Annotated in this window: 20 protein-coding genes and 1 tRNA gene; 6 read left to right on the top strand and 15 right to left on the bottom strand. The window is 43.9% G+C overall.

Annotated elements, in window-relative coordinates; all coding sequences use genetic code 11:
* Positions 1 to 75 precede the first annotated feature (75 nt).
* From EAI83_RS12995 to EAI83_RS12965, 8 genes are all read right to left on the bottom strand, one after another.
* Positions 76 to 489: a hypothetical protein gene (locus EAI83_RS12995; RefSeq protein WP_243113500.1), complete on the bottom strand. Its 414-nt coding sequence runs from the start codon at positions 487 to 489 to the stop codon at positions 76 to 78.
* On the bottom strand, positions 486 to 1,214 hold the full coding sequence (locus EAI83_RS12990; protein ID WP_129975648.1) for a hypothetical protein: 729 nt from the start codon (positions 1,212 to 1,214) through the stop codon (positions 486 to 488). The genes EAI83_RS12995 and EAI83_RS12990 overlap by 4 nt, the downstream gene beginning before the upstream one ends.
* A 287-nt stretch (positions 1,215 to 1,501) precedes the next feature.
* The gene (locus EAI83_RS12985; RefSeq protein WP_173723178.1) at positions 1,502 to 2,083 is read right to left on the bottom strand and encodes a hypothetical protein; all 582 of its coding nucleotides are present in this window, start codon (positions 2,081 to 2,083) and stop codon (positions 1,502 to 1,504) included.
* Between the two features lie 12 nt (positions 2,084 to 2,095).
* On the bottom strand, positions 2,096 to 2,752 hold the full coding sequence (locus EAI83_RS12980) for a type I restriction endonuclease (protein WP_129975646.1): 657 nt from the start codon (positions 2,750 to 2,752) through the stop codon (positions 2,096 to 2,098).
* An 8-nt stretch (positions 2,753 to 2,760) separates the two neighbouring features.
* Positions 2,761 to 2,928 (bottom strand): hypothetical protein, encoded by a 168-nt coding sequence (locus tag EAI83_RS17300; protein WP_161206374.1) that lies wholly within the window; start codon positions 2,926 to 2,928, stop codon positions 2,761 to 2,763.
* Between the two features lie 44 nt (positions 2,929 to 2,972).
* Positions 2,973 to 3,248, bottom strand: a complete 276-nt coding sequence (locus tag EAI83_RS12975; protein ID WP_334295243.1) for a helix-turn-helix domain-containing protein — start codon at positions 3,246 to 3,248, stop codon at positions 2,973 to 2,975.
* Positions 3,249 to 3,494: 246 nt separating this feature from the next.
* Positions 3,495 to 4,865 (bottom strand): 23S rRNA (uracil(1939)-C(5))-methyltransferase RlmD, encoded by a 1,371-nt coding sequence (gene rlmD / locus EAI83_RS12970; protein ID WP_129975644.1) that lies wholly within the window; start codon positions 4,863 to 4,865, stop codon positions 3,495 to 3,497.
* 3 nt (positions 4,866 to 4,868) lie between these two features.
* Positions 4,869 to 5,816: a 3'-5' exoribonuclease YhaM family protein gene (locus EAI83_RS12965; protein WP_022426377.1), complete on the bottom strand. Its 948-nt coding sequence runs from the start codon at positions 5,814 to 5,816 to the stop codon at positions 4,869 to 4,871.
* A gap of 307 nt (positions 5,817 to 6,123) precedes the next feature.
* Between EAI83_RS12965 and EAI83_RS12960 the strand changes: the two genes are divergently transcribed.
* From EAI83_RS12960 to EAI83_RS12950, 3 genes are read left to right on the top strand one after another with little or no spacing between them, the layout of a single operon-like run.
* On the top strand, positions 6,124 to 8,505 hold the full coding sequence (locus EAI83_RS12960) for an endonuclease MutS2 (RefSeq protein ID WP_129975641.1): 2,382 nt from the start codon (positions 6,124 to 6,126) through the stop codon (positions 8,503 to 8,505).
* 15 nt (positions 8,506 to 8,520) lie between these two features.
* Positions 8,521 to 9,222 (top strand): response regulator transcription factor, encoded by a 702-nt coding sequence (locus EAI83_RS12955; RefSeq protein WP_022426654.1) that lies wholly within the window; start codon positions 8,521 to 8,523, stop codon positions 9,220 to 9,222.
* A complete protein-coding gene (locus EAI83_RS12950; protein ID WP_022426653.1) occupies positions 9,219 to 10,628 on the top strand; it encodes a sensor histidine kinase in 1,410 nt (469 codons plus the stop codon). Before EAI83_RS12955 ends, EAI83_RS12950 begins: the two co-directional genes overlap by 4 nt.
* Positions 10,629 to 10,729: 101 nt before the next feature.
* Here EAI83_RS12950 and trmL read toward each other — a convergent pair whose 3' ends face one another.
* The 3 genes from trmL to EAI83_RS12935 all read right to left on the bottom strand — a co-directional run bounded on the left by trmL (position 10,730) and on the right by EAI83_RS12935 (position 13,702).
* Complete coding sequence (gene trmL, locus EAI83_RS12945) at positions 10,730 to 11,230, bottom strand: tRNA (uridine(34)/cytosine(34)/5-carboxymethylaminomethyluridine(34)-2'-O)-methyltransferase TrmL (protein WP_015524365.1); 501 nt, start codon at positions 11,228 to 11,230, stop codon at positions 10,730 to 10,732.
* A 70-nt stretch (positions 11,231 to 11,300) separates the two neighbouring features.
* Complete coding sequence (locus EAI83_RS12940) at positions 11,301 to 11,912, bottom strand: AIR synthase-related protein (RefSeq protein ID WP_022426652.1); 612 nt, start codon at positions 11,910 to 11,912, stop codon at positions 11,301 to 11,303.
* Between the two features lie 104 nt (positions 11,913 to 12,016).
* Positions 12,017 to 13,702 carry a B12-binding domain-containing radical SAM protein gene (locus EAI83_RS12935; protein ID WP_022426650.1) on the bottom strand — a complete coding sequence of 562 codons (1,686 nt, stop codon included), beginning with the start codon at positions 13,700 to 13,702 and terminating at the stop codon, positions 12,017 to 12,019.
* A gap of 376 nt (positions 13,703 to 14,078) precedes the next feature.
* On the opposite strand from EAI83_RS12935, the gene EAI83_RS12930 reads away from it, so the two are divergent.
* On the top strand, positions 14,079 to 14,759 hold the full coding sequence (locus EAI83_RS12930; protein WP_022426649.1) for a Crp/Fnr family transcriptional regulator: 681 nt from the start codon (positions 14,079 to 14,081) through the stop codon (positions 14,757 to 14,759).
* On the opposite strand, the gene EAI83_RS12925 is transcribed toward EAI83_RS12930, so the two are convergent.
* From EAI83_RS12925 to EAI83_RS12915, 3 genes are all read right to left on the bottom strand, one after another.
* Positions 14,756 to 16,579 carry a DUF6020 family protein gene (locus EAI83_RS12925; RefSeq protein WP_129975639.1) on the bottom strand — a complete coding sequence of 608 codons (1,824 nt, stop codon included), beginning with the start codon at positions 16,577 to 16,579 and terminating at the stop codon, positions 14,756 to 14,758. The two genes, EAI83_RS12930 and EAI83_RS12925, sit on opposite strands and share 4 nt — an antisense overlap.
* A 102-nt stretch (positions 16,580 to 16,681) precedes the next feature.
* Positions 16,682 to 16,981 carry a thioredoxin gene (gene trxA / locus EAI83_RS12920; protein WP_021651804.1) on the bottom strand — a complete coding sequence of 100 codons (300 nt, stop codon included), beginning with the start codon at positions 16,979 to 16,981 and terminating at the stop codon, positions 16,682 to 16,684.
* A gap of 49 nt (positions 16,982 to 17,030) precedes the next feature.
* Complete coding sequence (locus EAI83_RS12915; RefSeq protein WP_021651805.1) at positions 17,031 to 17,933, bottom strand: NAD(P)/FAD-dependent oxidoreductase; 903 nt, start codon at positions 17,931 to 17,933, stop codon at positions 17,031 to 17,033.
* Between the two features lie 312 nt (positions 17,934 to 18,245).
* Here EAI83_RS12915 and EAI83_RS12910 point away from each other — a divergent pair, with 312 nt between their 5' ends.
* Both EAI83_RS12910 and EAI83_RS12905 read left to right on the top strand, forming a co-directional pair.
* Positions 18,246 to 19,430, top strand: coding sequence for an iron-containing alcohol dehydrogenase (locus tag EAI83_RS12910; protein ID WP_015524359.1), 1,185 nt, complete (start codon positions 18,246 to 18,248; stop codon positions 19,428 to 19,430).
* A gap of 130 nt (positions 19,431 to 19,560) precedes the next feature.
* Positions 19,561 to 19,633 (top strand) — tRNA-Phe (locus tag EAI83_RS12905).
* A gap of 104 nt (positions 19,634 to 19,737) precedes the next feature.
* Here EAI83_RS12905 and EAI83_RS12900 read toward each other — a convergent pair.
* Positions 19,738 to 20,817: a 3D domain-containing protein gene (locus tag EAI83_RS12900; RefSeq protein WP_044961645.1), complete on the bottom strand. Its 1,080-nt coding sequence runs from the start codon at positions 20,815 to 20,817 to the stop codon at positions 19,738 to 19,740.
* Positions 20,818 to 20,972 lie beyond the last annotated feature (155 nt).

Raw genomic sequence — 20,972 nt, 5'->3', positions numbered from 1 at the left:
TTTGTTTACATCCGCCAAGATGCAACTCAATCATACCTTGAGGTTCTTTTTTATTCAATTGGCGCTTTTAATGAATTACAGGAATGCTCCTTTTCCATGTCCTGTTACAGGTACGATTACCTCACTATCAACCAACAGTTTTATTAACTTGGAAGCTCTTGATGGCTTTAATCCAGTAATTTCTTCAACTATCGTTCTTCCGAAACAATTTTCTTTTCCACATTTTGAAAATATTTCTACTGTATGATTTATTGTTTTTTCTGAAATCGTATCTGAGAAAGAAAGTAATTTATTTCGAATGTCCACTTTTGTGCTTTCAATGTCCACTTCTCCACTCTTAATGTCCACTTTTACTCTTTCAATGTCCACTTCTGCAAACCTTCCACTAATGTGCATCGTACGATTATGAAGTTCATTCTTCTCATCCAACAATAAATTTCTTAAAAACAATTCCAAATACTCGGTTGTTTCATGAACACCATTTTTCAAATCGTTATAATTGGCCCTGACAAGTGCATTTTCTTTCCAGTGGACAAATTCTCTGCTCTCGTTACTAATACGTATTCTTTTCCCTTTAATAGTTTTTTGCATACAACTGATTTACCCGAACCAGCATTTCCCTGTATTGATACTAATTTTTCTCGTGCTGCCTGTATTGTTTCTATAATTTCTGACCTGTCAATTTCATATTCACCGTTAATAAGCTCTTCAATATTTTCAAGTTCAATTTCTTTACTTACTTCAATCGCATGCAAAAACTTCTTAATGTTTTCCTTACGAGGCTGTTCTTCTATCACCCCCAGCTTATCCATTATCTTGGAAAAATCCGATGATAGCGTATTATGTAGTGTTCTTTCGCCGCTCGACATAAGGGACTTCGCATACTCATTATATGCGTATAAAATATCCTCAATAATCTGAGTCATTTGCTTCTGTTCCTCATGCCCTATACGCAGCTCTCTATTCTGCTCAAAAAAGCCCAGAATGATATCTTGGATTTCTTCCTCTGAAAAAATATGATCCTTATATTTATCCCCCATATCAGTTTTAAATCTATCAAGACAAACCTGAACTAAAGGATCATCTGAATCCCAATTATTGATATCAATTTCTTTTCTTTTTATCTTGTCCTTAATAATTAATATCCAGCTTCTTCCCGCTTCTTCTAAAGTGACAAAAGAGCTAATCAATCCAATTGCTGATACCAAATCCATTTACTAATCATCTCCTCGTCTAATCTATAAATGCTGATTCAAAACTAGCTTCTGTTCAAACCCATTTTTGTATATGTATAGTAACCTACGCCTATCAAATACCGGATTTGTGTCATGTATTATGCTATGATGATTTGGACACACAATAAGCTGTTTACTCGCATCATTATTAAGGCTTGATACAAAATAATCGATGTGATTGCCTCCACAATATGTGAGCCAAACTCCTCACCAATCAATTGACCACAGATTTGGCATCTGTAACCATATAAAAGCTTTAAATTGTCTCAAATCTTCTTGTTAAGCTTTCTAATCTTTACAATCCTCTCTATTTCAAGAATTGTGGATGTTGAGTCCTCTACATCATAGTTAAATTCTGCTTCCATGATTCGTTCTTTCTGACCAGAAACTGTCTGCCTTAAAGAAACAATATCATCCGCAACAATGGTCTCTAATACGTAAGAATCATCATATTCTGTTGTATATATTGCAAGGTATTCCTTACACTCTTCAGGCAACCTTATCATTGTTCTGTCACCTGGTTCACGCATTTCTCGTGTGGTCTTTATAAACTGATAGCTCTTTGAAAAGTATGTCTGCAACGCCTTTGCAAGTTCACCATTCTTAGAATATCGTATTTGCAATGTGTCCTTTTTTCTCTTAAATTTTGGATCAAAATTCACATTTCTAATCTGAGCCTTATAAGATTTTCCATTCAGATAAAGCGTGATATCTTTAGACTCACCTCTATTTAAAAAACGCCCCATTACCTGCCCAAATATAACCTGATTGTCAAAGGGCAAAGTGAGCCCTTCCTGCAACAAAGACCAGTCTACTTCTTTTTTATAGACGTAATTTTCAGTTGTCATCAAGGCTCACCTCTATTTATTATCATTCATTACATGTTTTAATGTTTCATAATCTTCAAAACTTCTATCTTCGCATATTCTCAAAAAAATAATCCTATTAAGAATTCTCTGAACAACAATATTCAATGTATTTATATTAATTGATGGATTATTTTTCATTATGCTGTTTCCAAATACTAATCTCCATTCCTTAATCTGCTTTAAAAAATACTCATCAAACGGTTCTCTTCTATAAGGTCCTAAAAGCAACGCGAACTTCTTTTCAAATTCTCCCGTGATAACAGCTTCTTTTGAAAGCATTCCATATATTTCATTAAACTTTTCAACATATTCTGTATAATTATAATGCGCGATAAGAGCTACACCTATATCATCATCTTCAACTGGTCTTACACTACAATCATAAATATACAAATCTGTAAAATTTGTTAAAACAGAAATTTTTAGATTACCACTCCATCCGTATCTTCTTAACTGAAAAGCTGGAAGAATGTCTGATGTGATATCCACGGCTGGTTTCTTCGTCTCTAAATAAAACAATAATTCTGTACCTATTCTAAATGCGTAATCTGGTTTTTTATTTTTACTTTCCCCATCTTCTTCAACAGTTACATTAGCCTCATGCGTAACCTCTCTCAAATGTTGAGGCAAACCATTTTCATTAAGCACATCCCAACCTAATAATTGAAAAAGGAATTCACAAAATCAACTCTAACCTGAGTTTCATTATATGACTTCTGTTTATATTGTTCTAAATTAGCACTATATAGATCAACTTTATTTTGCAAAAGTCTGATTTTTTCTTCCTGACCATGGTTTATTATTTCTAAAAAACCTGCATTCATATAAAATCTGCCTCCTTCTTGACATAATCCAAGTGCACAATAATTTATACCAGTATTCGATACCCAGACATAATTTTCTCATAACAAATGTCCCAAAAACAGGACTTCACGTACTTTCCCGACTTGATTCTTTTATCAACAGGTTTTTGCGCATTTACTGGAATTGCCCATGATCGCCCAAATTTTATAACCCCCGGAATCATTCCTTCATTGCATATAGTTTGAAGTCTTCTCTCTGACAATCCCCACTTTGTGGCTGCTTCTTTTACAGTCATAAATTCCATAAATTTTCTCTCCATTTTTGTTCTATAAAGTGCCAAAATACTCCTCCTATATGATAAGCGGTCAAGCGCCGAATATCAATTATTTTCAATATTATTTATCCGCGAACAATCTATACTCTACCGCGTACAAATTTATATAAAAAATACCTTTTAGCAAGCAGATGTATTTTCTCGCTAAAAGGTACTTCGCCCTTGTGCATATATTCAATTTATTTTTTCATGCACATTTTTATTCATTAAATTTCTATGATATGTTTCCTTAAAAATAGCTCTCAAACCCGCTTAAACTGGGCATTTCTTAGAGAGTAAGCATACCGTCTCCACATGGACTCCTTGCGGAAACATATCAGTAGTAGAAACCCGCACCAGTTCATAATCCTCCGCACACAGCACCTTCAGATCCCTCGCCAGTGTCGCACTGTCACAGCTCACATACACAACCCTCTCCGGCTTCATTTTAAGGATCGTATTCAGAAGTACCTCATCACAGCCCTTCCGTGGCGGGTCTACCACGATAACGTCTGCATAAACGCCATTCTTCTCATACTCTCTCGGCAGCACTTCCTCTGCTTTTCCGACAAAAAACTCTACATTCTCAATGCCATTGAGCTTCGCATTCTCTCTTGCATTGTCAATGGCCTGTGGTACGATCTCCACGCCGCGGACGAATTTTGCTTTCTGGGCCAGGAACAGGGAGATAGTTCCGATTCCGCAGTACAGATCCCAGACAGTTTCATTTCCCGTAAGGCCGGCGTACTCCAGAGCCTTTCCATACAGTTTTTCGGTCTGGATGGGATTGACCTGGAAAAAGGACAGGGGAGAGATCTGATAGGAAATATCTCCGATGCTGTCCGTTATATAGGACTGTCCCCAAAGGAGGCGAAGCTGATCACCCAGGATCACATTGTTCCGTTTTTTATTAACATTGATGGTAATGCTGGTCATTTCCGGAATTTCACAGAGTGATTCCACAAGAGCCTTTTCTGCAGGGATCTTATCTCCGTTTAAGATCAGACAGACCATCATCTCATCTGTATGGAAGCCGTAACGAATCATAATATGACGTACAAGACCTTTTCCCGTGGCCTCATCGTAGGGCTGTACATGATATTTTTCCATGTGTCCGATCACACGGTCCAAAACCTCTTTATTCTGTTTCACTCCCAGAATACATTCTCGGTTATCAATGATGGAGTGGGTTCTTCCTGCATAAAAGCCTGTGATGATCTTTCCGTCTTTATTTTTTCCTACCGGAAACTGTGCCTTGTTTCGATAATGATAGGGGTCTTCCATCCCCATAATCGTTTCCATATCAAGATTCTGAAAACCTCCGATTCTTTCCAGATGTCCACGAACCTTTTTCTCTTTAAATTTCAGCTGCTGCTCGTAGGATAATGCCTGAAGCTGGCATCCTCCGCACTGGCGGGCAATGGAGCAGGCAGGTTTCACACGGTATGGAGACGGTGTGATCACCTCCATCAGGCGGCCATAGCCATAGTTCTTTTTTGCCTTGATGATCTTGGCTTTGATCCGGTCTCCGATCACGGCGTCTTTCACAAAAACGGTGAAGCCATCGGCTTTCCCGATACCTTCACCGTCAACTCCGCAATCCTCTATATCTAAAGTGAGTATATCGTTTTTACGGAATTCCATGTATTAAATATCTCCTGTTCTTCTTAAATTGGACTCAAAAAGCCGGTTGAAACCAAGCCATTCTTTTTTGCCTTTGTCTGCGTGGAAAATTTCTGTCAGTGTCTCCATCCTTGCATCTGTATTGTCTGCCAGATTCAGGGCAACTGCCTCTGCAAGTGCCGGCTTCTTGGGAGAACCGTACTCCAGCTCACCATGATGTGCAAGAATACAGTGGATCACCTGATTTTCAAGCTTCTCCGGAAAATCCGGAATCTCTTTTGCAAGATCATGTACCATCTGTGCCCCGATCACAATATGTCCAAGAAGCTGTCCCTCATCTGTATAATCATTCATCGGAAAAGCAGAAAGCTCCTTCGTTTTGCCCACATCATGAAGAAGTGCGGTTGTGATCAGAAGATCTCGGTTCAATAGCGGATATGCATTCGCCATATAATCGCAGAGACGGGTCACTCCAAGAGTGTGCTCCATCAGTCCGCCGATAAAGCCGTGATGTACGGTCTTGGCTGCAGAATGTCCCTCAAATATCTTCATAAATTCCTGATCTTCTACAAAAAGCTTCTTCAGAAGCTGGGAAAGATAGGGATTCTTCACACTGTTGATAAGCTCTCGCAGCTGGCTCTGCATATCATCCACACTGTTCTCACTGGTAGGAAGATAATCTGCCGGATCATACTCCCCTTCTCCTGCCTTGCGTGCTCTCTTGATATTCAGCTGCATGGCGCCTGCAAAGCTTGTCACATCTCCCATGATCTCAATGTAATCCAACGCATCAAACTCATCAATTCCCAGAGAATTGGGATCCCAGATCTTACCATCGATCACACCTGTTTTATCCTGAAGGATCAGATTCTCATAGGGCTTACCATTCTTCGTTGTAGCTGCCTGTTTCTGTTTGCAGAGATAGATCCCGTTTACTCTGTCTCCCTCATGTAATTCATTTAAAAAACGCATAAAATTCTTGCCTTTCTGTTCTTTTTACTTTCAAAGCAGACATACTCACGAACACATCCGCTTCACACTTTGCATTCATAGCCAGACTTTCTTTATGATCTTTGGCCGCATCCCGGTCCAGGCTTTCTGGCATTTCTGCACAGTTTCCACTTACTTCCGGGCTTTATTCAGTATCATAACACATTTTACTTTCCTTTGCTATGGAAATCATGTAAAATAGGAAACGAAGTGTTTTTTTGCATATCCTGTGTTACGCAGAAAAGCACAGAAGTAACAGAAGTAACAAAAAGGAGTAACTATAGCAACAATGAACAAAAAAGCATACAAAGCACTTGAATACTATAAAATCATAGATCTGCTCACAGACAAGGCATCCTCCCCCATGGGAAAGGATCTCTGTCGGAAGCTTACCCCTTCCACAGACATTGAAGAGATCCGGTCCATGCAGCTGCAGACACACGATGCCCTTGCACGCCTGTTCAAAAAAGGCGGCATTTCCTTCGGCAGCGTCAAGGACATCCGCGGCACATTAAAACGTCTTACTGTTGGCAGCGCCCTGAATGCACCGGAGCTGCTTTCTGTCTGCAGTCTTCTTGAGAATACCGGTCGTGTAAAGGCCTATTCCAGAAGTGACCGTGATGACGGAATGACCGATTCCCTTGACGGAATGTTTGCGGCACTGGAACCTCTGACACCCCTCAGCACAGAGATCCGCCGCTGTATCCTTTCTGAGGATGAGATCAGCGACGATGCCAGCAGCACGCTTCGCCAGATCCGCCGCAGCATCAAAGCCACCAACGACCGGATACACACCCAGCTTTCTTCTCTGGTTGCAGGAAGTGCCAGGAATTATCTTCAGGATTCCGTTATCACCATGCGCGACGGTCGCTACTGTATCCCGGTAAAAGCTGAATATAAAGGCCAGGTTCCCGGTATGATCCACGACCAGTCCGCCACAGGTTCCACTCTTTTCATTGAGCCTATGGCTGTTGTCAAGCTGAACAACGACATCCGCGAGCTGGAGCTGAAAGAGCAGAAAGAGATCGAAGTGATCCTTGCATCCTTAAGCCAGCAGGTAGCTGCTGAGCTGGAGGCTATTCACGCAGATCTTTCCATCATGGTACAGCTGGACTTTATTTTTGCCCGTGCCGCACTTGCCATGGACATGAACGCCAGTGAACCTGTTTTCAACACAGAAGGCCGGATCCGGCTTCGCCAGGCCCGTCATCCACTGATCGATAAGAAAAAAGCCGTTCCTATTGACATCCGTCTCGGGGATGATTTTGACCTCCTGGTTGTCACCGGACCAAACACCGGTGGTAAAACTGTTTCTCTGAAAACCGTAGGTCTTCTTACCATGATGGGACAGTCGGGTCTCCATATCCCGGCGCTGGATCGTTCCGAACTTGCACTTTTCCGCGAGGTTTATGCTGATATCGGAGATGAGCAGAGCATTGAACAGTCCTTAAGTACCTTCTCCTCTCATATGACAAACGTGGTTTCCTTCCTGAAATCCGCAGATCAGGATTCCCTGGTCCTCTTCGATGAGCTTGGTGCAGGTACGGACCCTACAGAGGGTGCCGCTCTTGCCATTGCGATCCTGTCACATCTTCACGAGCAGGGTATCCGTACCATGGCAACCACCCATTACAGCGAACTGAAGATCTATGCCCTCTCCACTCCAGGTGTGGAAAATGCCTGCTGTGAATTCGATGTGGAAACCTTACGTCCGACCTACCGCCTTCTGATCGGTGTTCCGGGAAAAAGTAACGCATTTGCCATTTCTTCCAAGCTGGGGCTTCCGGATTTCATCATCGACAAAGCAAAGGAACAGATCAGCGAGCAGGATGAATCTTTTGAAGATGTTCTGACATCCCTGGAGCAGAGCCGTGTCACCATCGAAAACGAGCGTGCTGAAATTGCCCGTTACAAAGAGCAGGTAGAAGAGCTGAAAAAATCCCTTCAGGAAAAAGAAGAAAAACTGGATGAACGTAAAGAGCGGATTCTCAGAGAAGCCAATGAACAGGCACATGCGATTCTCCGCGATACCAAGGAATACGCAGATCAGACCATGAAGCTTTTCCATAAATTCCAGAAGGATCACATAGATACCGCTTCCGTGGAAAAAGAACGCCAGAACCTGAAAAAACGTATGTCAAAAGCCGAAAATGGAATGTCTTCCAGACAGCAGAAGCAAAAGCCAAAGAAACAGCTGAAGCCATCCGATCTTTCTCTTGGCGATACCGTAAAGGTGCTCAGCCTGAATCTGAAAGGAACAGTTTCCAGTCATCCGGATTCCAGAGGATATCTCTTTGTGCAGATGGGTATCATCCGTTCCAAGGTTCATATCTCCGATCTGGAGCTTGTGGACGAGCCGGTGATCACCACTCCGTCCATGCAGCGTACCGGCGCCGGAAAGATCCGTATGTCCAAGGCAGCCAGCATTTCCACAGAGATCAATCTTCTGGGAAAAACCGTAGATGAGGCAGTTGCAGAGCTGGATAAATATCTGGATGACGCCTATATCGCACACATGAAATCCGTCCGTATCGTTCACGGAAAAGGTACCGGTGCCCTCCGCAAAGGTGTCCACAATTACCTGAAGCGTCAAAAGCACGTAGCTTCCTTCCGTCTCGGCGAATTCGGAGAAGGCGATGCCGGCGTGACCATTGTAGAATTCAAGAAATAAAAAGGAGCTGAAGCCATGGCTACAAAACAGAAAATCCTCATTGTTGACGATGACAACAACATTGCAGAGCTGGTTGCTCTCTATCTCACAAAAGAATGCTTTGAGACTAAGATCGTAAATGACGGCGAGGAAGCCCTGAAGCAGTTCCATATTTTTCATCCGGATCTGATCCTTCTGGATCTCATGCTTCCGGGCATTGACGGATACCAGGTATGCCGTGAGATCCGTCACACCTCCGATATACCGATCATTATGCTTTCCGCCAAGGGAGAAACCTTTGACAAAGTCCTGGGACTGGAACTTGGAGCAGATGATTACATCATCAAGCCTTTTGACTCCAAAGAGCTGGTGGCACGTGTCCGTGCGGTACTGCGCAGATTTCATGTAAAATCTCCGTCTGCCGCGCCAAAGGAAAAATGTGTTTCCTATCCGGATCTGGTGATCAACCTGACCAACTATTCTGTAACTTATATGGGACACCAGATCGATATGCCGCCAAAGGAGCTGGAGCTTCTCTATTTCCTGGCAGCTTCTCCCAATCAGGTTTTCACAAGAGAACAGCTTCTGGATCACATCTGGGGCTATGAATACATTGGCGATACCAGAACCGTAGACGTTCACATCAAACGTCTACGTGAGAAGATCAAGGATAACCCAAACTGGGCTCTTTCCACAGTCTGGGGAATCGGTTACAAATTTGAGGTAAAGGATTCATGAAACAGCATCTTTATACTAAACTGCTGATCCTGTACTTTATGCTGGGCGGAATCTGCTTTCTGCTGCTTTCCTCCGGTGGCTCCTACCTGGTAGAAAAAAGGCTGGAGCGCTCTACCGGAGAGTCCCTTTACCGCACTGCCAGCCAGCTGGTTTCCAAAAATGAACTTCGTCAGGCTGTAAAAAACCCCAAAAACGAATCCCTCACCCTGGCTCTTTCCTCTGCAGCAGCCTTTCAAAATGCAGATTTCTGGGTTATGGATACAGATGGGAACGTTCTGATAAACACAAACCAGCAGTCCTCTGATTCCGGTGATATCACCGTCAGGAACTTCCGACCGGAAGATTACGAAGATACCTGCTATTCCTCCGGTACGTTTTACGGGACATTAAAAACCCCACAGCTAAGCACAGTCGTTCCCATAAAAGATACGGATCTGGTGACTGGTTATCTGGTGATCCACTACCCTATGAAAAACCTCTACGAAAGCCGCAGCAATATCGTAGAGGTTATGATCCTGATCTTTATTGTGATCTATGCACTTTTTTTCAGTTTTCTTCTGATCTATTTTTACAGGGTCCACAAACCTCTGAAAGAAATCTTAAAGGGTGCCCTGGAATTTGCCAACGGAAATCTTACCTACACGATCCCAGTAGATTCTGAAGATGAGATGGGATATCTTTCCCACTCCCTGAATTACATGGCAGACAAGCTGAACAAAAACGGAGAGTATCAACGACAATTCATTTCCAATGTGTCCCATGATTTCCGCTCGCCTCTGACCTCCATCAAAGGCTATGTGGAAGCCATGCTGGACGGTACCATCCCACCGGAAATGCAGGAACGTTATCTGAAAGTCATTGCTTTTGAATCCACCCGTCTGGAGAAGCTTACTCGAAGTCTCCTTACCTTAAACGAACTGGATGTCAAAAAGCGTATGATGCATATGCGGCGTTTTGATATCAATGAAACAATCCGTACCACAGCCGCCACCTTTGAGGGAACCTGTTCGGAACGAAACATCCGTCTGGAGCTCCTCCTTGCGGGAAAAGAGCTTTTTGTCCGTGCAGATATGGAACAGATCCAGCAGGTACTATACAATTTATTGGACAATGCAGTAAAATTCAGCAACGACAATTCTTCTATCACACTGGAAACCACAGTCAATCATGGCAAGGTTTTTGTCTCAGTCAAAGACCATGGAAGCGGAATTCCAAAGGAAAGTCTTTCCAGGATCTGGGATCGTTTCTATAAGATCGATGCCTCCCGTGGAAAAGACCGCAAGGGTACCGGGCTTGGCCTTGCCATTGTAAAAGAGATCATCAACGCTCATAAGCAGAATATCAATGTGATCAGCACCGTAGGTGTTGGAACAGAATTTATCTTTACACTGGAAAAAGCAAAATAAAACATCAAAAAACCTCTGATCCGGAAGGCTGTAAAAGAAATATCTCTCAATATCTCCTACAGTATTTCCGGATCAGAGGTTTTTATTTACTCTTTGCAGGCTTATTTCCAGTCGTAATTTCTCAGATGGCCTTCCAGATTCATATGCGTAAAATTATGCTGTCGCAGCGCCTCATAAAGCACAATGGCAACTGAATTGCTTAAATTCAGGGAACGGATATCTCCGATCATCGGGATCCGCACGCAGGTTTCCTGATTGTTTACCAGGATATCCTCCGGGATTCCCGCACTCTCCTTGCCAAACATAATGAAACAGTCATCCTCATACTGCACATCTGTATAAGTCTGAGGTGCCTTGGTGGTTGCGTAATAAATCTTTGCTCCCGGATTCTTTTTGAGAAAATCCTCATAGTCCAGATATCTGGTCACATCCAGATGTTCCCAATAATCCATACCTGCACGCTTGATGGCCTTTTCATTCAGGCGAAAACCAAGCGGTTCGATCAGATGCAGCCTGGTTCCTGTTGCCACACAGGTTCTTCCGATATTTCCTGTATTTGCCGGAATTTCCGGCTCATGGAGCACAATGTTCAAAACTCCCATTTATTTTTCCTCTTTTCTACATAGCATTAAATATACAAAATATGCATTCGCAATCCGCTTCGCTGCTTGCTCATGAGATCAAAAAGCCAAGCTTTTTGGTCTCATCTTCTGCCGGGCGTTCCAGATATCTGGCATTTCCGCCGCTGTAAAGAAGCCTGTTATTTCCGGAATCGGTCTGCCCGATCACTGCTGCCATGATCCCCTCTCGCCGCAACTGCTGCACAAACGCATCACCGCCATGGATTCCCATAAGAATACTTCCGCCGGAAAGCAGCTTGTACGGATTCACATCAAAGATCTCACAGATCTCTATGGTTTCCTGTCGGATGGGCACACTTCGAAGATCTGCACTAAGACCTACTCCGGATGCCTCCGCCATTTTCCAGAGGGCAGCAAGAAAGCCGCCTTCTCCCATCCGATATCGGGCACTGGCTCCGGATTCTTCCGCCATTTTCCAAATTTTATCATTCTCTGTTCCTGTTCCGTAAACCTCAGGAAGCTTTACAGCATCCTCGAGAAACCGTTCTGCAAAAAACTCCCGCAGCCTGTCATAATAATTCTTTGTGATCCATGCAGTTCCTTCTGCTGCCACAGGGCCTGCCACGATCAGCTCGTCTCCCGGCATAAGCCGTCCGTCTATCTCTGCCTGAAGCGCCTCCAGTGCTTTTTTTCCAAGTTTCATAACTGCCGCCTTAATAAAGGATAAGCGAAAGCACTGTCGGAACTACCATTGCCAGTACCAGAATAACTGCGATGATCGCTGTGATCACTTTTCTTTTTTTCGGATCAAACATTCCCATAATTATCATTCACCTCATCTGTAATATCCGTTAATTGCGCATTGTTGGTCAAAGGATCCCTGTCTGTATAATCAAAAAGAAGCTTCTTTCCATCCCGGAACACCTCGATATGGGCGGTTTTCGGGATTTTTTTCGCTTTCCGGTAATCCCAGATCAGCCGCTCATACGGCTTCTGGTCTGAAGCAAAGGATGGCCTGCTCTTTAAATTCTCTCGAAGATAAAGATCCAGGAGCATTACATCGGAAAGTGCTTCCGACGGGATCTCTTTCTGTTCTCCGGCAAACTCCATAAGGATCTCATAGCGCCTCATCCTGGAATGAGAGATCTCCGAGTATCCTTTTTTCTCATAAAATCTGCCAAGTGCCTCATACATCCGGAAAGGATCGTCAAAATACTTCTCCAGAAATACAAGGGTATTTTTGAACTGCCCACTATTATAATACACTTCCACCATACTTTCCACCATTTTCAGCCTTAAAATCTCCCCGTAGGTCATCCAGGCTGTGGAAAGTACCTCATAGGGTTCCCGATCCTTGTAAAGAATCTGATATTCCCCTGTCATTTCCATCATGTGTGAACCCTTCAGCACCTTCAGAAAACCAAGCTGAAACTGTTCCGGACGCAGTGCGTAAACATCGCAGAAGGACTTGTGGAAGCTGTCGTATCCCTCATAGGGAAGTCCTGCGATCAGATCCAGATGCTGGTGGATATTTCCAAAGCTGTGGATCTGCTCTACAATCCCTTTCAGCTTTTCAAAATCCATGGTTCTCCGAATGGCTTTGATGGTCTGAGGATTGGTGGACTGTACACCAATCTCCAGCTGGATCAGTCCCGGACGCATGGTTTTCATCAGCGCCAGCTCCTCCGCACGGAGAAGATCTGCTGAAATCTCAAAATGAAAATTGGTGATTCCGTTATCATTCTCCGTAATATACCTCCAGATCTCCATGGCATGGTCATGCTTGCAGTTGAAGGTACGATCCACAAATTTGACCTGAGGAACTTTATTATCAATAAAAAACTGCAATTCCTTTTTTACAAGCTCAATATCACGGAACCGAAGCTTCTTATCTATGGAAGAAAGGCAGTAACTGCAGGAAAAGGGGCATCCCCTGCTGCTCTCATAATAAATAATGCGGTTTTTAAACTCTGTAAGATTGCTGTATGCAAACGGAACTTTACTTAAATCCATCAATTCCCGCCAGCCCGTGTGTACAATATCCCTGCCTTTGTTTTCATCACGAAAAGCCACTCCGCGGATCCCGCTCAAAGTTTCCGGTTTTCTTTCTATATAATAACCTGCCAGTTCATGGAAGGTTTCCTCTCCTTCTCCCACCATCACTCCAAAAAACGCAGGATTCTTTTTCAGAAATTCCACCGCATCGTAGGATACCTCCGGGCCTCCTGCCCAAAACTCCACCTGTGGAAGGATTTTCTTAAGATCCGGCACCAGCTCCCTGACAAAAGAAATATTCCAGATATAGCAGGAAAAGCAGACCACATCCGGTTGCTCCAGATAAATATCTTTTAAAATGTCATCCCTGATCTGATTGATCGTATACTCTTTGACCACAACCCTGGAGCTGTATTCTCCGGAACAGGATTTCAGGTTATATACCGCAAGATTGGAATGGATATATTTTGCATTGCATGCTGCAAGTAAGATTTTCAAATTTTATATTCTCCTAACTTCTGTCGGATAATTTCTTTCCCCGGCAGTTTTCATTATTTCTCTGTTGATCCTTTTCGCTTTATGATTATAACGTTCCCGCCACCGGATGTAAATAGAAAAACAGGGGTTACTGTTCACTGGTAATATTCCGCGAGGTGTTTTTTGTGAGCGAAGGTCACAGAAAACCCGAGACATACCGCGCGAATTTATGCGATCAGCATAAATTCTGTGCATCGCGAAGCGTGTTGCTGAGAACGGAGTGAACAGTAACAAACAGGGATTTCCCTCCTGCCGCAAAAATGCCGTTTTTGTTGTATTTCCATCCAAACAGCGTTAAAATGAGTACTATATATTTTTATAAAGGAGTAATCTTTTTATGGATCGAAACAGCTGTCTGAATTATTTTCAGGCGTTTCCCTTCTGGGAACATATGACGGAAGAAGATCGGAATTTTCTTCTTGATAACATTCGCGAGCTTCATTACCCGGCAGGTGCTGCCATACAGTCTGAAGAGCGCCAGTGCCTAGGAACTCTTTTTCTTCTGAAGGGAGTTCTCCGTGTTTATCTACTGTCCGCTCAGGGAAAAGAGGCAACCCTGTACCGTTTAAAGGACAGTGACATCTGCACTCTTTCCGCCTCCTGCATGCTTTCTGCCATTACATTTGATGTACAGATCGATGCAGAAACAGATTGTGATCTGCTTCTGCTTCCGGCAGTTCCTTTTTCCCGGCTGATGAAAAACAATATCTATCTGGAAAATTTCATCTACAAACGGACAACTGAACATTTCTCAGATGTGATCGCAGGAATCGAACGGACATTTTTTATGACTCTGACTCAGAGAATCGCAGCCTTTCTTCTGGATGAAGCTGCAGATACCGGTTCCGATGAGCTCACTCTCACACAGGAAGCCATCGCCCGCTCCATCGGGAGTGCCAGAGAAGCTGTCAGCCGCAGCCTTAAAAAAATGAATAAAGACGGCTCTATCCAGATCTCACGGGGATCGATCCGCATTCTGGATAAAAGACGTCTTTATGAAATGATGAATACTTTTTAATTTGAAGATGTTTTAGGTGCCGGCTGCAAGATCCACCAGAACAGCATCGGCATAATAGTCATTACCGGCCACATATAACGGATCATCCCATTTACAGGAGACACAAGACATATCAGTATATTCAGCACAGGTATGGCAAAGATCAGGAGTTTTTTCCATTGCTTCTTCACCAGAAGATATCCCATCAGCAACAGAGTAAGCCAGGTATACGTTCCTGCACTTAAGATAAGTCCCAGCCCAGGTGCACGCATCCATAATTCATCATAAAGCCTGAATAGATACTGGATCTTTTTTGGGCCCACATAGCTGACATCGATCCCGGATTTTTTCTGATACAGTTTATCTATGTAAAACCGGTACACGCCCTGCTGTCCTCTTCCCATATGGAACGGATCATTATAGCTGTAGGTGTTATTCAATGTCGCCTGGACATATACTCCCGGATGACGACGGAACATGGCAAACCAGGCTTTAAAATAATCTTTCATGTATCCATCCAATTTAGGATCATTATCATCATCTCTGAACCTAAATGTAATTTTCACAGGATCCGACAGTTCCGGATTATACTTCTCGGCAAGAACATCATAATCCAGGATCCTGTTTATCGCTTTCTTCTCACTTGCGGTTACATCATCCGGATATTCTCTCAGATATCGGGCAGTCTGCTGAAACGGTACCGAAAGCATTTCACATCGGGATCCAGGTGCCACGCCAAGGGCAGGTGCTGCCCCCTTTTCTACGCCCAGATAGCAGGCAAAAACACAGACAGCCACAATAAATGCATATTTCCTCGCACCCTTTACCAGGAAGAAAAACAAAAGGATCAAAGAAGGCAGGACCAGATGAATGCCATTATTTCGGGTAAGACAAACACTGATTCCCAGAAGAAATAAATATACTGCCTTTCTCTTGGAAAAGGAATGACAAATATCTATATACACTGCAAAATACAAAGTAATGACTGCCGTATACAATCCGTCTTTGATCACTGCCTGGGCATAGCTTCCAAATATGGGAACAAATGCAAACAGCAGAACAGTACCAAAAAGTATCCATTTTGGAGCCTTCCATCTGTACAGATAGCGGACTACCGCACTGTAACACCAGATTTCCACAGAAGTAAACACAATGACGATCAAAAATACTCCAAAATTATAACACCAGATAGTTTTTCCAAGTGTCAGCAGTCCACCCATGATCATCGTCAGGACCCATGGATGATGATTGTCCAGCGGCATAGCTCCCAAAAATACATCCAGCTGCCGAAATCCATCTGCCGGGATCGAACCTGGGAGAAATGCCAGGATAAACGGTGTCCATCCAATGATCATAGATATCTTTGCCAGGCGGAACCACATTACTTCTTCCTCTCTGGCCGGGATACGCCCACAGGCCTTTCGGAAAAACTCCATCTCAGGAATCCTCCAAAAATAAGTGATTCCCATATCACAGATAATATAAAATCCTATAAAACATCCGGCTGAGATCAGGATCTGTTTCTTTGCGCCAAACAGAAAATCCCAGTTTCCATTTGTAAAATAAGAAGTTCCAAGAAGCATTCCCGCCGAAAAGATCACTGCCAAAACATGTGCCTGCCAGTTTCTGTATTTCCGGTAGCCCTCCCATCCTTTCACGTATAAAATAAGAAGCAGGATCCATGCAAGCAAGCTCGTGCATCCCAATCCATTATAAACATCGCTCATTTTCTCTACAGAAGTATTTCCATCCATTGGAAGGCCCGTAAAAGAAAAGGCCAGCGCTGTGATCATTGCCGCGATCACAGGCACTGCATTCTTTTTTATTATTTTCTCATCCATATTTTTATTAACCCTTGTCTAAAATTTTCAGTAAACCAACAATGCTCCGGAAACCATTTCGGTTCCCAGAGCTGTATCTGTTTTTTCTGTTTTCTGTTTTGGTTACTGAAGCGCTGCCTCAAGCTCTGTCTTTGATGTCAGTCCCACAAAACGTGCGGTCTCTTTTCCTTCTTTGAATACCAGCAGTGTGGGGATACTCATGATCTTGTACTGCTGTGCCAGTGATGGCTCTTTGTCTACGTCAACCTTGCCAACCTCATATCCGGCTTCTGCAAGCTCTTCCACGACCGGAGCCTGACGTCTGCATGGTCCGCACCAGGTTGCCCAAAAATCTACCAGTACCGGCTTTTCTGCCTTTAATACCTCAGTTTCAAAATTGTCTGTTGTAAAAACTTTTGCCATGATAAAATTCCTCCTTGATCCTGTATTTATTTTTAGTATCAGCTTATGCTTACGCCTTCAGAAGCTTCCGCACATACTGACAGGCGGAAAGTCCTGCCTGGGCACCGTCATGAACAGCTTTTGCCACCTGGAGAAGTCCACCGGTGCAATCACCTGCTGCATACAGTCCCGGAACTGTAGTCTCCATCTCTTCATTGACCCGGATATTTCCTTTTTCATTCAATTCCGCTCCGATCTGGCGGGCCATCTCCGAGCTTCCGGCTGTACCAAGTGCTACAAAGACTCCCTCTGCCGGCACAAAAGAATCTGCTCCGGTACCTGCTTCCTGCATGGACACATCACTTTTCAGGCGGATGCCGGAAACACGCTCATCCCCTTCGATCGCCTGGATCTTCATGGTGTTAACCGGAAGCGGATTTTCTCTTGAAAATTCCGGTTTCTTTCCATCTGTAAAGATCGTCACACGGGAAGCGGTATGAGAAAGTTCTTCTGCTTCATGAAGAGCAAAATCACTGTTTCCAAGCACTGCCACTTCTTTTCCTCTGTAAAAAAATGCGTCACATACTGCGCAGTAGCTGACACCTTTTCCCTCAAATTCCTTTACTCCCGGAATCCTGGCAGAAGCTCTCCTGCTTCCGGTTGCCAGGATCACGCTGCGTGCCTCAAAATCTCCTGCGGTAGTTTTCACCTCAAAAGTATCAAAACCACCCATTCCCACAACCTGGGCATCCAAGATCCGTACTCCAAGTGCTCTTGCCTGGGCAAGACCTCTTTCGAAAAGTTCTCTGCCGGACAGCGGCTGCTCCAGTCCGTAATAGTTCTCGATCTTCTCCGCTTTTTCCAGTGAACCGATTCCTGTATTTATGATCAGCGGATCCATATTTCCTCTTGCCGCATAAAGTGCTGCCGAGATCCCGGCCGGACCTGCTCCTATGATAATGATATTCTCCATTTCAGACACCTGCTTTCTTCTTCGTTTGGATCTGTTCTATAATATACGCTTCGCATTGGTCTGTTTCTGTGATCAGGTCACTTTTCCTTCACAGAAGTCATTATATCACATTCCCCCAAAATTACACCTTTTTTTCAATAGCTTTTATTTGCGTCTGTTTCTCTTCTATGCTATTATTATAACGACTTTAAACCAATTAAATGAATCAAGATGATACCCCTGCGGGATCATAAATATCTGCTTGACCTGTAAGGAAACAGATTCCTTATATTTATCAATAGATCATGAATCATAAAAAGGAGCCTAATCTCTATGAGAAATTTTGAATATTTTACCCCTACCCGGGTTATTTTCGGAAAAGATACACACCTTAAGATCGGCACTGTTCTAAAAGAGCAGAACTGCAGCAAAGTACTGATCCATTATGGCAGCCACAGTGCAGTAAGCTCCGGTCTGATCGATGAGATCCGATCTTCTCTGGATGAAGCTGGAATTTCCTATGTCACTCTTGGCGGTGTGGTTCCCAATCCCCGTCTCTCCAAGGTACGTGAAGGTATTGAGCTTTGCCGCAAAGAACAGGTTGATTTTCTTTTGGCTGTTGGCGGTGGCAGCGTTATTGATTCCTGCAAGGCCATCGGCTATGGACTTGCCAATCCGGATACAGATGTATGGAACTTTTTTCTCCGCACCGAAACCCCAAAAGCCTGTCTTCCTGTAGGCGTTATCCTGACGATCGCAGCTTCCGGAAGTGAAATGAGCGGATCCTGTGTGATCACCAATGAAGAGGGCTGGCTGAAACGAAGTAGTGCCCGCAACGATCTGTGCCGCCCACGTTTTGCTATTTTAAATCCCCGCCTCACCTATACCCTGCCGCAATATCAGACCGAAAGCGGCTGTGTGGATATCCTGATGCATACTATGGAACGGTACTTTGTAAATATCGAAACCATGGAGATCACCGACAGTATCAGCGAATCTCTGATGCAGACCGTGATCTATAACTCCCGGATCCTGATGAAGGAGACGGATAATTATACTGCACGGGCAGAGATCATGTGGGCCGGCAGTCTTTCCCACAATGGACTTACCGGCTGCGGAACCGGCGGTGGTGACTGGGCCTGTCACCAGCTGGAGCATGAACTGGGCGGCACCTACGATGTGGCTCACGGAGCCGGTCTTGCCGCTTTGTGGGGAAGCTGGGCACGTTACGTTTATGATGCAAATCCGGAACGCTTTGCCCAGTTTGCAGTCAATATCTTTGACATTCCCTGCAGTACCGACTTCAACAAAACTGCTCTTGCCGGCATAGAAGCCATGGAAGACTATTTCCGTTCCATCCAGATGCCTACCAGCCTTCATGAGCTTGGTCTTGATCTTACAGAAAAGGAGATTCATGATCTGGCGTTTAAATGCAGCTTTGAAGACACCCGTACCATCGGTGTGTTCAAACAGCTGAACATGAAAGATATGGAAAAAATCTATCTTGCTGCCAGATAAATCTGTAGCCATAATATTGCAGATGTTTTTTTGAAAATCAGATTTTTCAGAAAAACATCTGCTTTTTTTATTTTTTCCTTGCATTCTCTACATAAATGTGTTAAAGTAACAAAGTACTCGAAAGAGACATGTCCAGATAGCTCAGTTGGTAGAGCAGAGGACTGAAAATCCTCGTGTCGCTGGTTCGATTCCGGCTCTGGGCATTATTTTTTTACTCTGATCGCAGAATAGCCTCTGCTGGTCAGAGTTTTTTTATACAAAAAACTGCTGCAAATCCCTTGTGGAATCTACAGCAGTCTTTTTCTGATCACTGAAGCAAATAAACTTCTGTATAAAACACGCCCTTCTGCTCTGCTTCGGAGTGTGTTGCCACATATACATCAATGCAATTGGTCCGGATCGCTCCTCCGCAGTCCTCTGCAACATAAACCTGTCCATTGATCACTACTTTGGAACCGTATGGGATCTGACTCGGATCCACTGCGATCGTACGGTTGGTAGTGGCCGTTACTCCTGTGGAAGTAATTCCATTCGCCCATGGTCCGCAACAGATGCTGCACGGACAATAATGCGTGATCCGGAATGTTCCCAGTGGTTTCAGTGTCGCGTCAGAAGATACTGATACCGGCGTTCCGATCTGTACGCCAGATGCGGTACTTCCGGAACCACCTGTGGAAGTTACACCATCTACCGCATCCGCAAAAACGCCCTCCCCGGAACTCTTAGTAAGGGATCCTGCTTTTGTATTCTTTTCCTGCTCTGCCTTGGCCACTTCCGTAGCCTGATAACCTTCCAGGCAGCTGGTCGGAATATAGCCGACGTGATCTGAACCACTGTCATCTGTGTAAACGATCCTGCTCCAGATAGCATCTACCGTACCTGTTCTTTTCAGCTCATCATCCTGAAGGACCTCTCCTACAACCTCTCCGTCCTTCTTGCCGGGATAATCCAGGATATCACTGTCCTGTGCCGCTGTAACTGTATCTGTAAATTTATTTACGATCTCCGTATCACTGAGCACGCTGTCCGAAACATAACCGATGATCTTGTCCTCACCTTTCTTTTGGAAGGTCACCTTGCTCCAGCCATTGTCACAGACTGCAATTCTTTCAAGTTTCGTTCCCAGGATCACAGAACGCAGCTCTGTACCACTGTCTCCCGGATTGGACCGGATTTCCGTATTTTTCGCTGTAACATAAAGCGTATCACTCTTCGCCAAAACATTTACTGTATTTCCCGCCCCATCATCGATCTGAAACTGCTGAGGTGTTTTTTTCTCCTTTGTATATGTATCCAGTGTTGCTTCATATCCCAGTACCTCTGCTGATACGGATGCAGGGAAAAGCATAGAAGCACATAAAATAATTGCCAGAAGCTTTTTTCGCATGAAATCTTGCCTCCTTTCTTCCGGCATTCTACGGTTTGTCCCGACTATCATAGCATATCAGATCATATTTTGCAATTTCACAGGACAGTCTTCAGAAATTTTTAACAAAAAGATCATATTTTTTAACTGGTCAAATCTATCCATAACGGATACAA

The sequence above is a fragment of the Blautia sp. aa_0143 genome, assembly GCF_004167315.1.
Lineage (GTDB): Bacteria > Bacillota > Clostridia > Lachnospirales > Lachnospiraceae > Blautia_A > Blautia_A fusiformis.
Note: the sequence above shows the minus strand (reverse complement) of the source record. Positions and strands in the feature narration are given on the sequence as shown.

Excerpts from the sequence above, each read along its gene's own strand:
- EAI83_RS12940 (WP_022426652.1), bottom strand. The coding sequence starts at position 11,912 with ATGAAACTTGGAAAAAAAGCACTGGAGGCGCTTCAGGCAGAGATAGAC.
- EAI83_RS12930 (WP_022426649.1), top strand. The coding sequence starts at position 14,079 with ATGGATCGAAACAGCTGTCTGAATTATTTTCAGGCGTTTCCCTTCTGG.
- rlmD (WP_129975644.1), bottom strand. The coding sequence starts at position 4,865 with ATGGAATTCCGTAAAAACGATATACTCACTTTAGATATAGAGGATTGC.
- EAI83_RS12925 (WP_129975639.1), bottom strand. The coding sequence starts at position 16,579 with ATGGATGAGAAAATAATAAAAAAGAATGCAGTGCCTGTGATCGCGGCA.
- EAI83_RS12955 (WP_022426654.1), top strand. The coding sequence starts at position 8,521 with ATGGCTACAAAACAGAAAATCCTCATTGTTGACGATGACAACAACATT.
- EAI83_RS12900 (WP_044961645.1), bottom strand. The coding sequence starts at position 20,817 with ATGCGAAAAAAGCTTCTGGCAATTATTTTATGTGCTTCTATGCTTTTC.
- trmL (WP_015524365.1), bottom strand. The coding sequence starts at position 11,230 with ATGGGAGTTTTGAACATTGTGCTCCATGAGCCGGAAATTCCGGCAAAT.
- EAI83_RS12985 (WP_173723178.1), bottom strand. The coding sequence starts at position 2,083 with ATGACAACTGAAAATTACGTCTATAAAAAAGAAGTAGACTGGTCTTTG.
- EAI83_RS12990 (WP_129975648.1), bottom strand. The coding sequence starts at position 1,214 with ATGGATTTGGTATCAGCAATTGGATTGATTAGCTCTTTTGTCACTTTA.
- EAI83_RS12915 (WP_021651805.1), bottom strand. The coding sequence starts at position 17,933 with ATGGAGAATATCATTATCATAGGAGCAGGTCCGGCCGGGATCTCGGCA.
- trxA (WP_021651804.1), bottom strand. The coding sequence starts at position 16,981 with ATGGCAAAAGTTTTTACAACAGACAATTTTGAAACTGAGGTATTAAAG.
- EAI83_RS12960 (WP_129975641.1), top strand. The coding sequence starts at position 6,124 with ATGAACAAAAAAGCATACAAAGCACTTGAATACTATAAAATCATAGAT.
- EAI83_RS12910 (WP_015524359.1), top strand. The coding sequence starts at position 18,246 with ATGAGAAATTTTGAATATTTTACCCCTACCCGGGTTATTTTCGGAAAA.
- EAI83_RS12965 (WP_022426377.1), bottom strand. The coding sequence starts at position 5,816 with ATGCGTTTTTTAAATGAATTACATGAGGGAGACAGAGTAAACGGGATC.
- EAI83_RS17300 (WP_161206374.1), bottom strand. The coding sequence starts at position 2,928 with ATGAATGCAGGTTTTTTAGAAATAATAAACCATGGTCAGGAAGAAAAA.
- EAI83_RS12950 (WP_022426653.1), top strand. The coding sequence starts at position 9,219 with ATGAAACAGCATCTTTATACTAAACTGCTGATCCTGTACTTTATGCTG.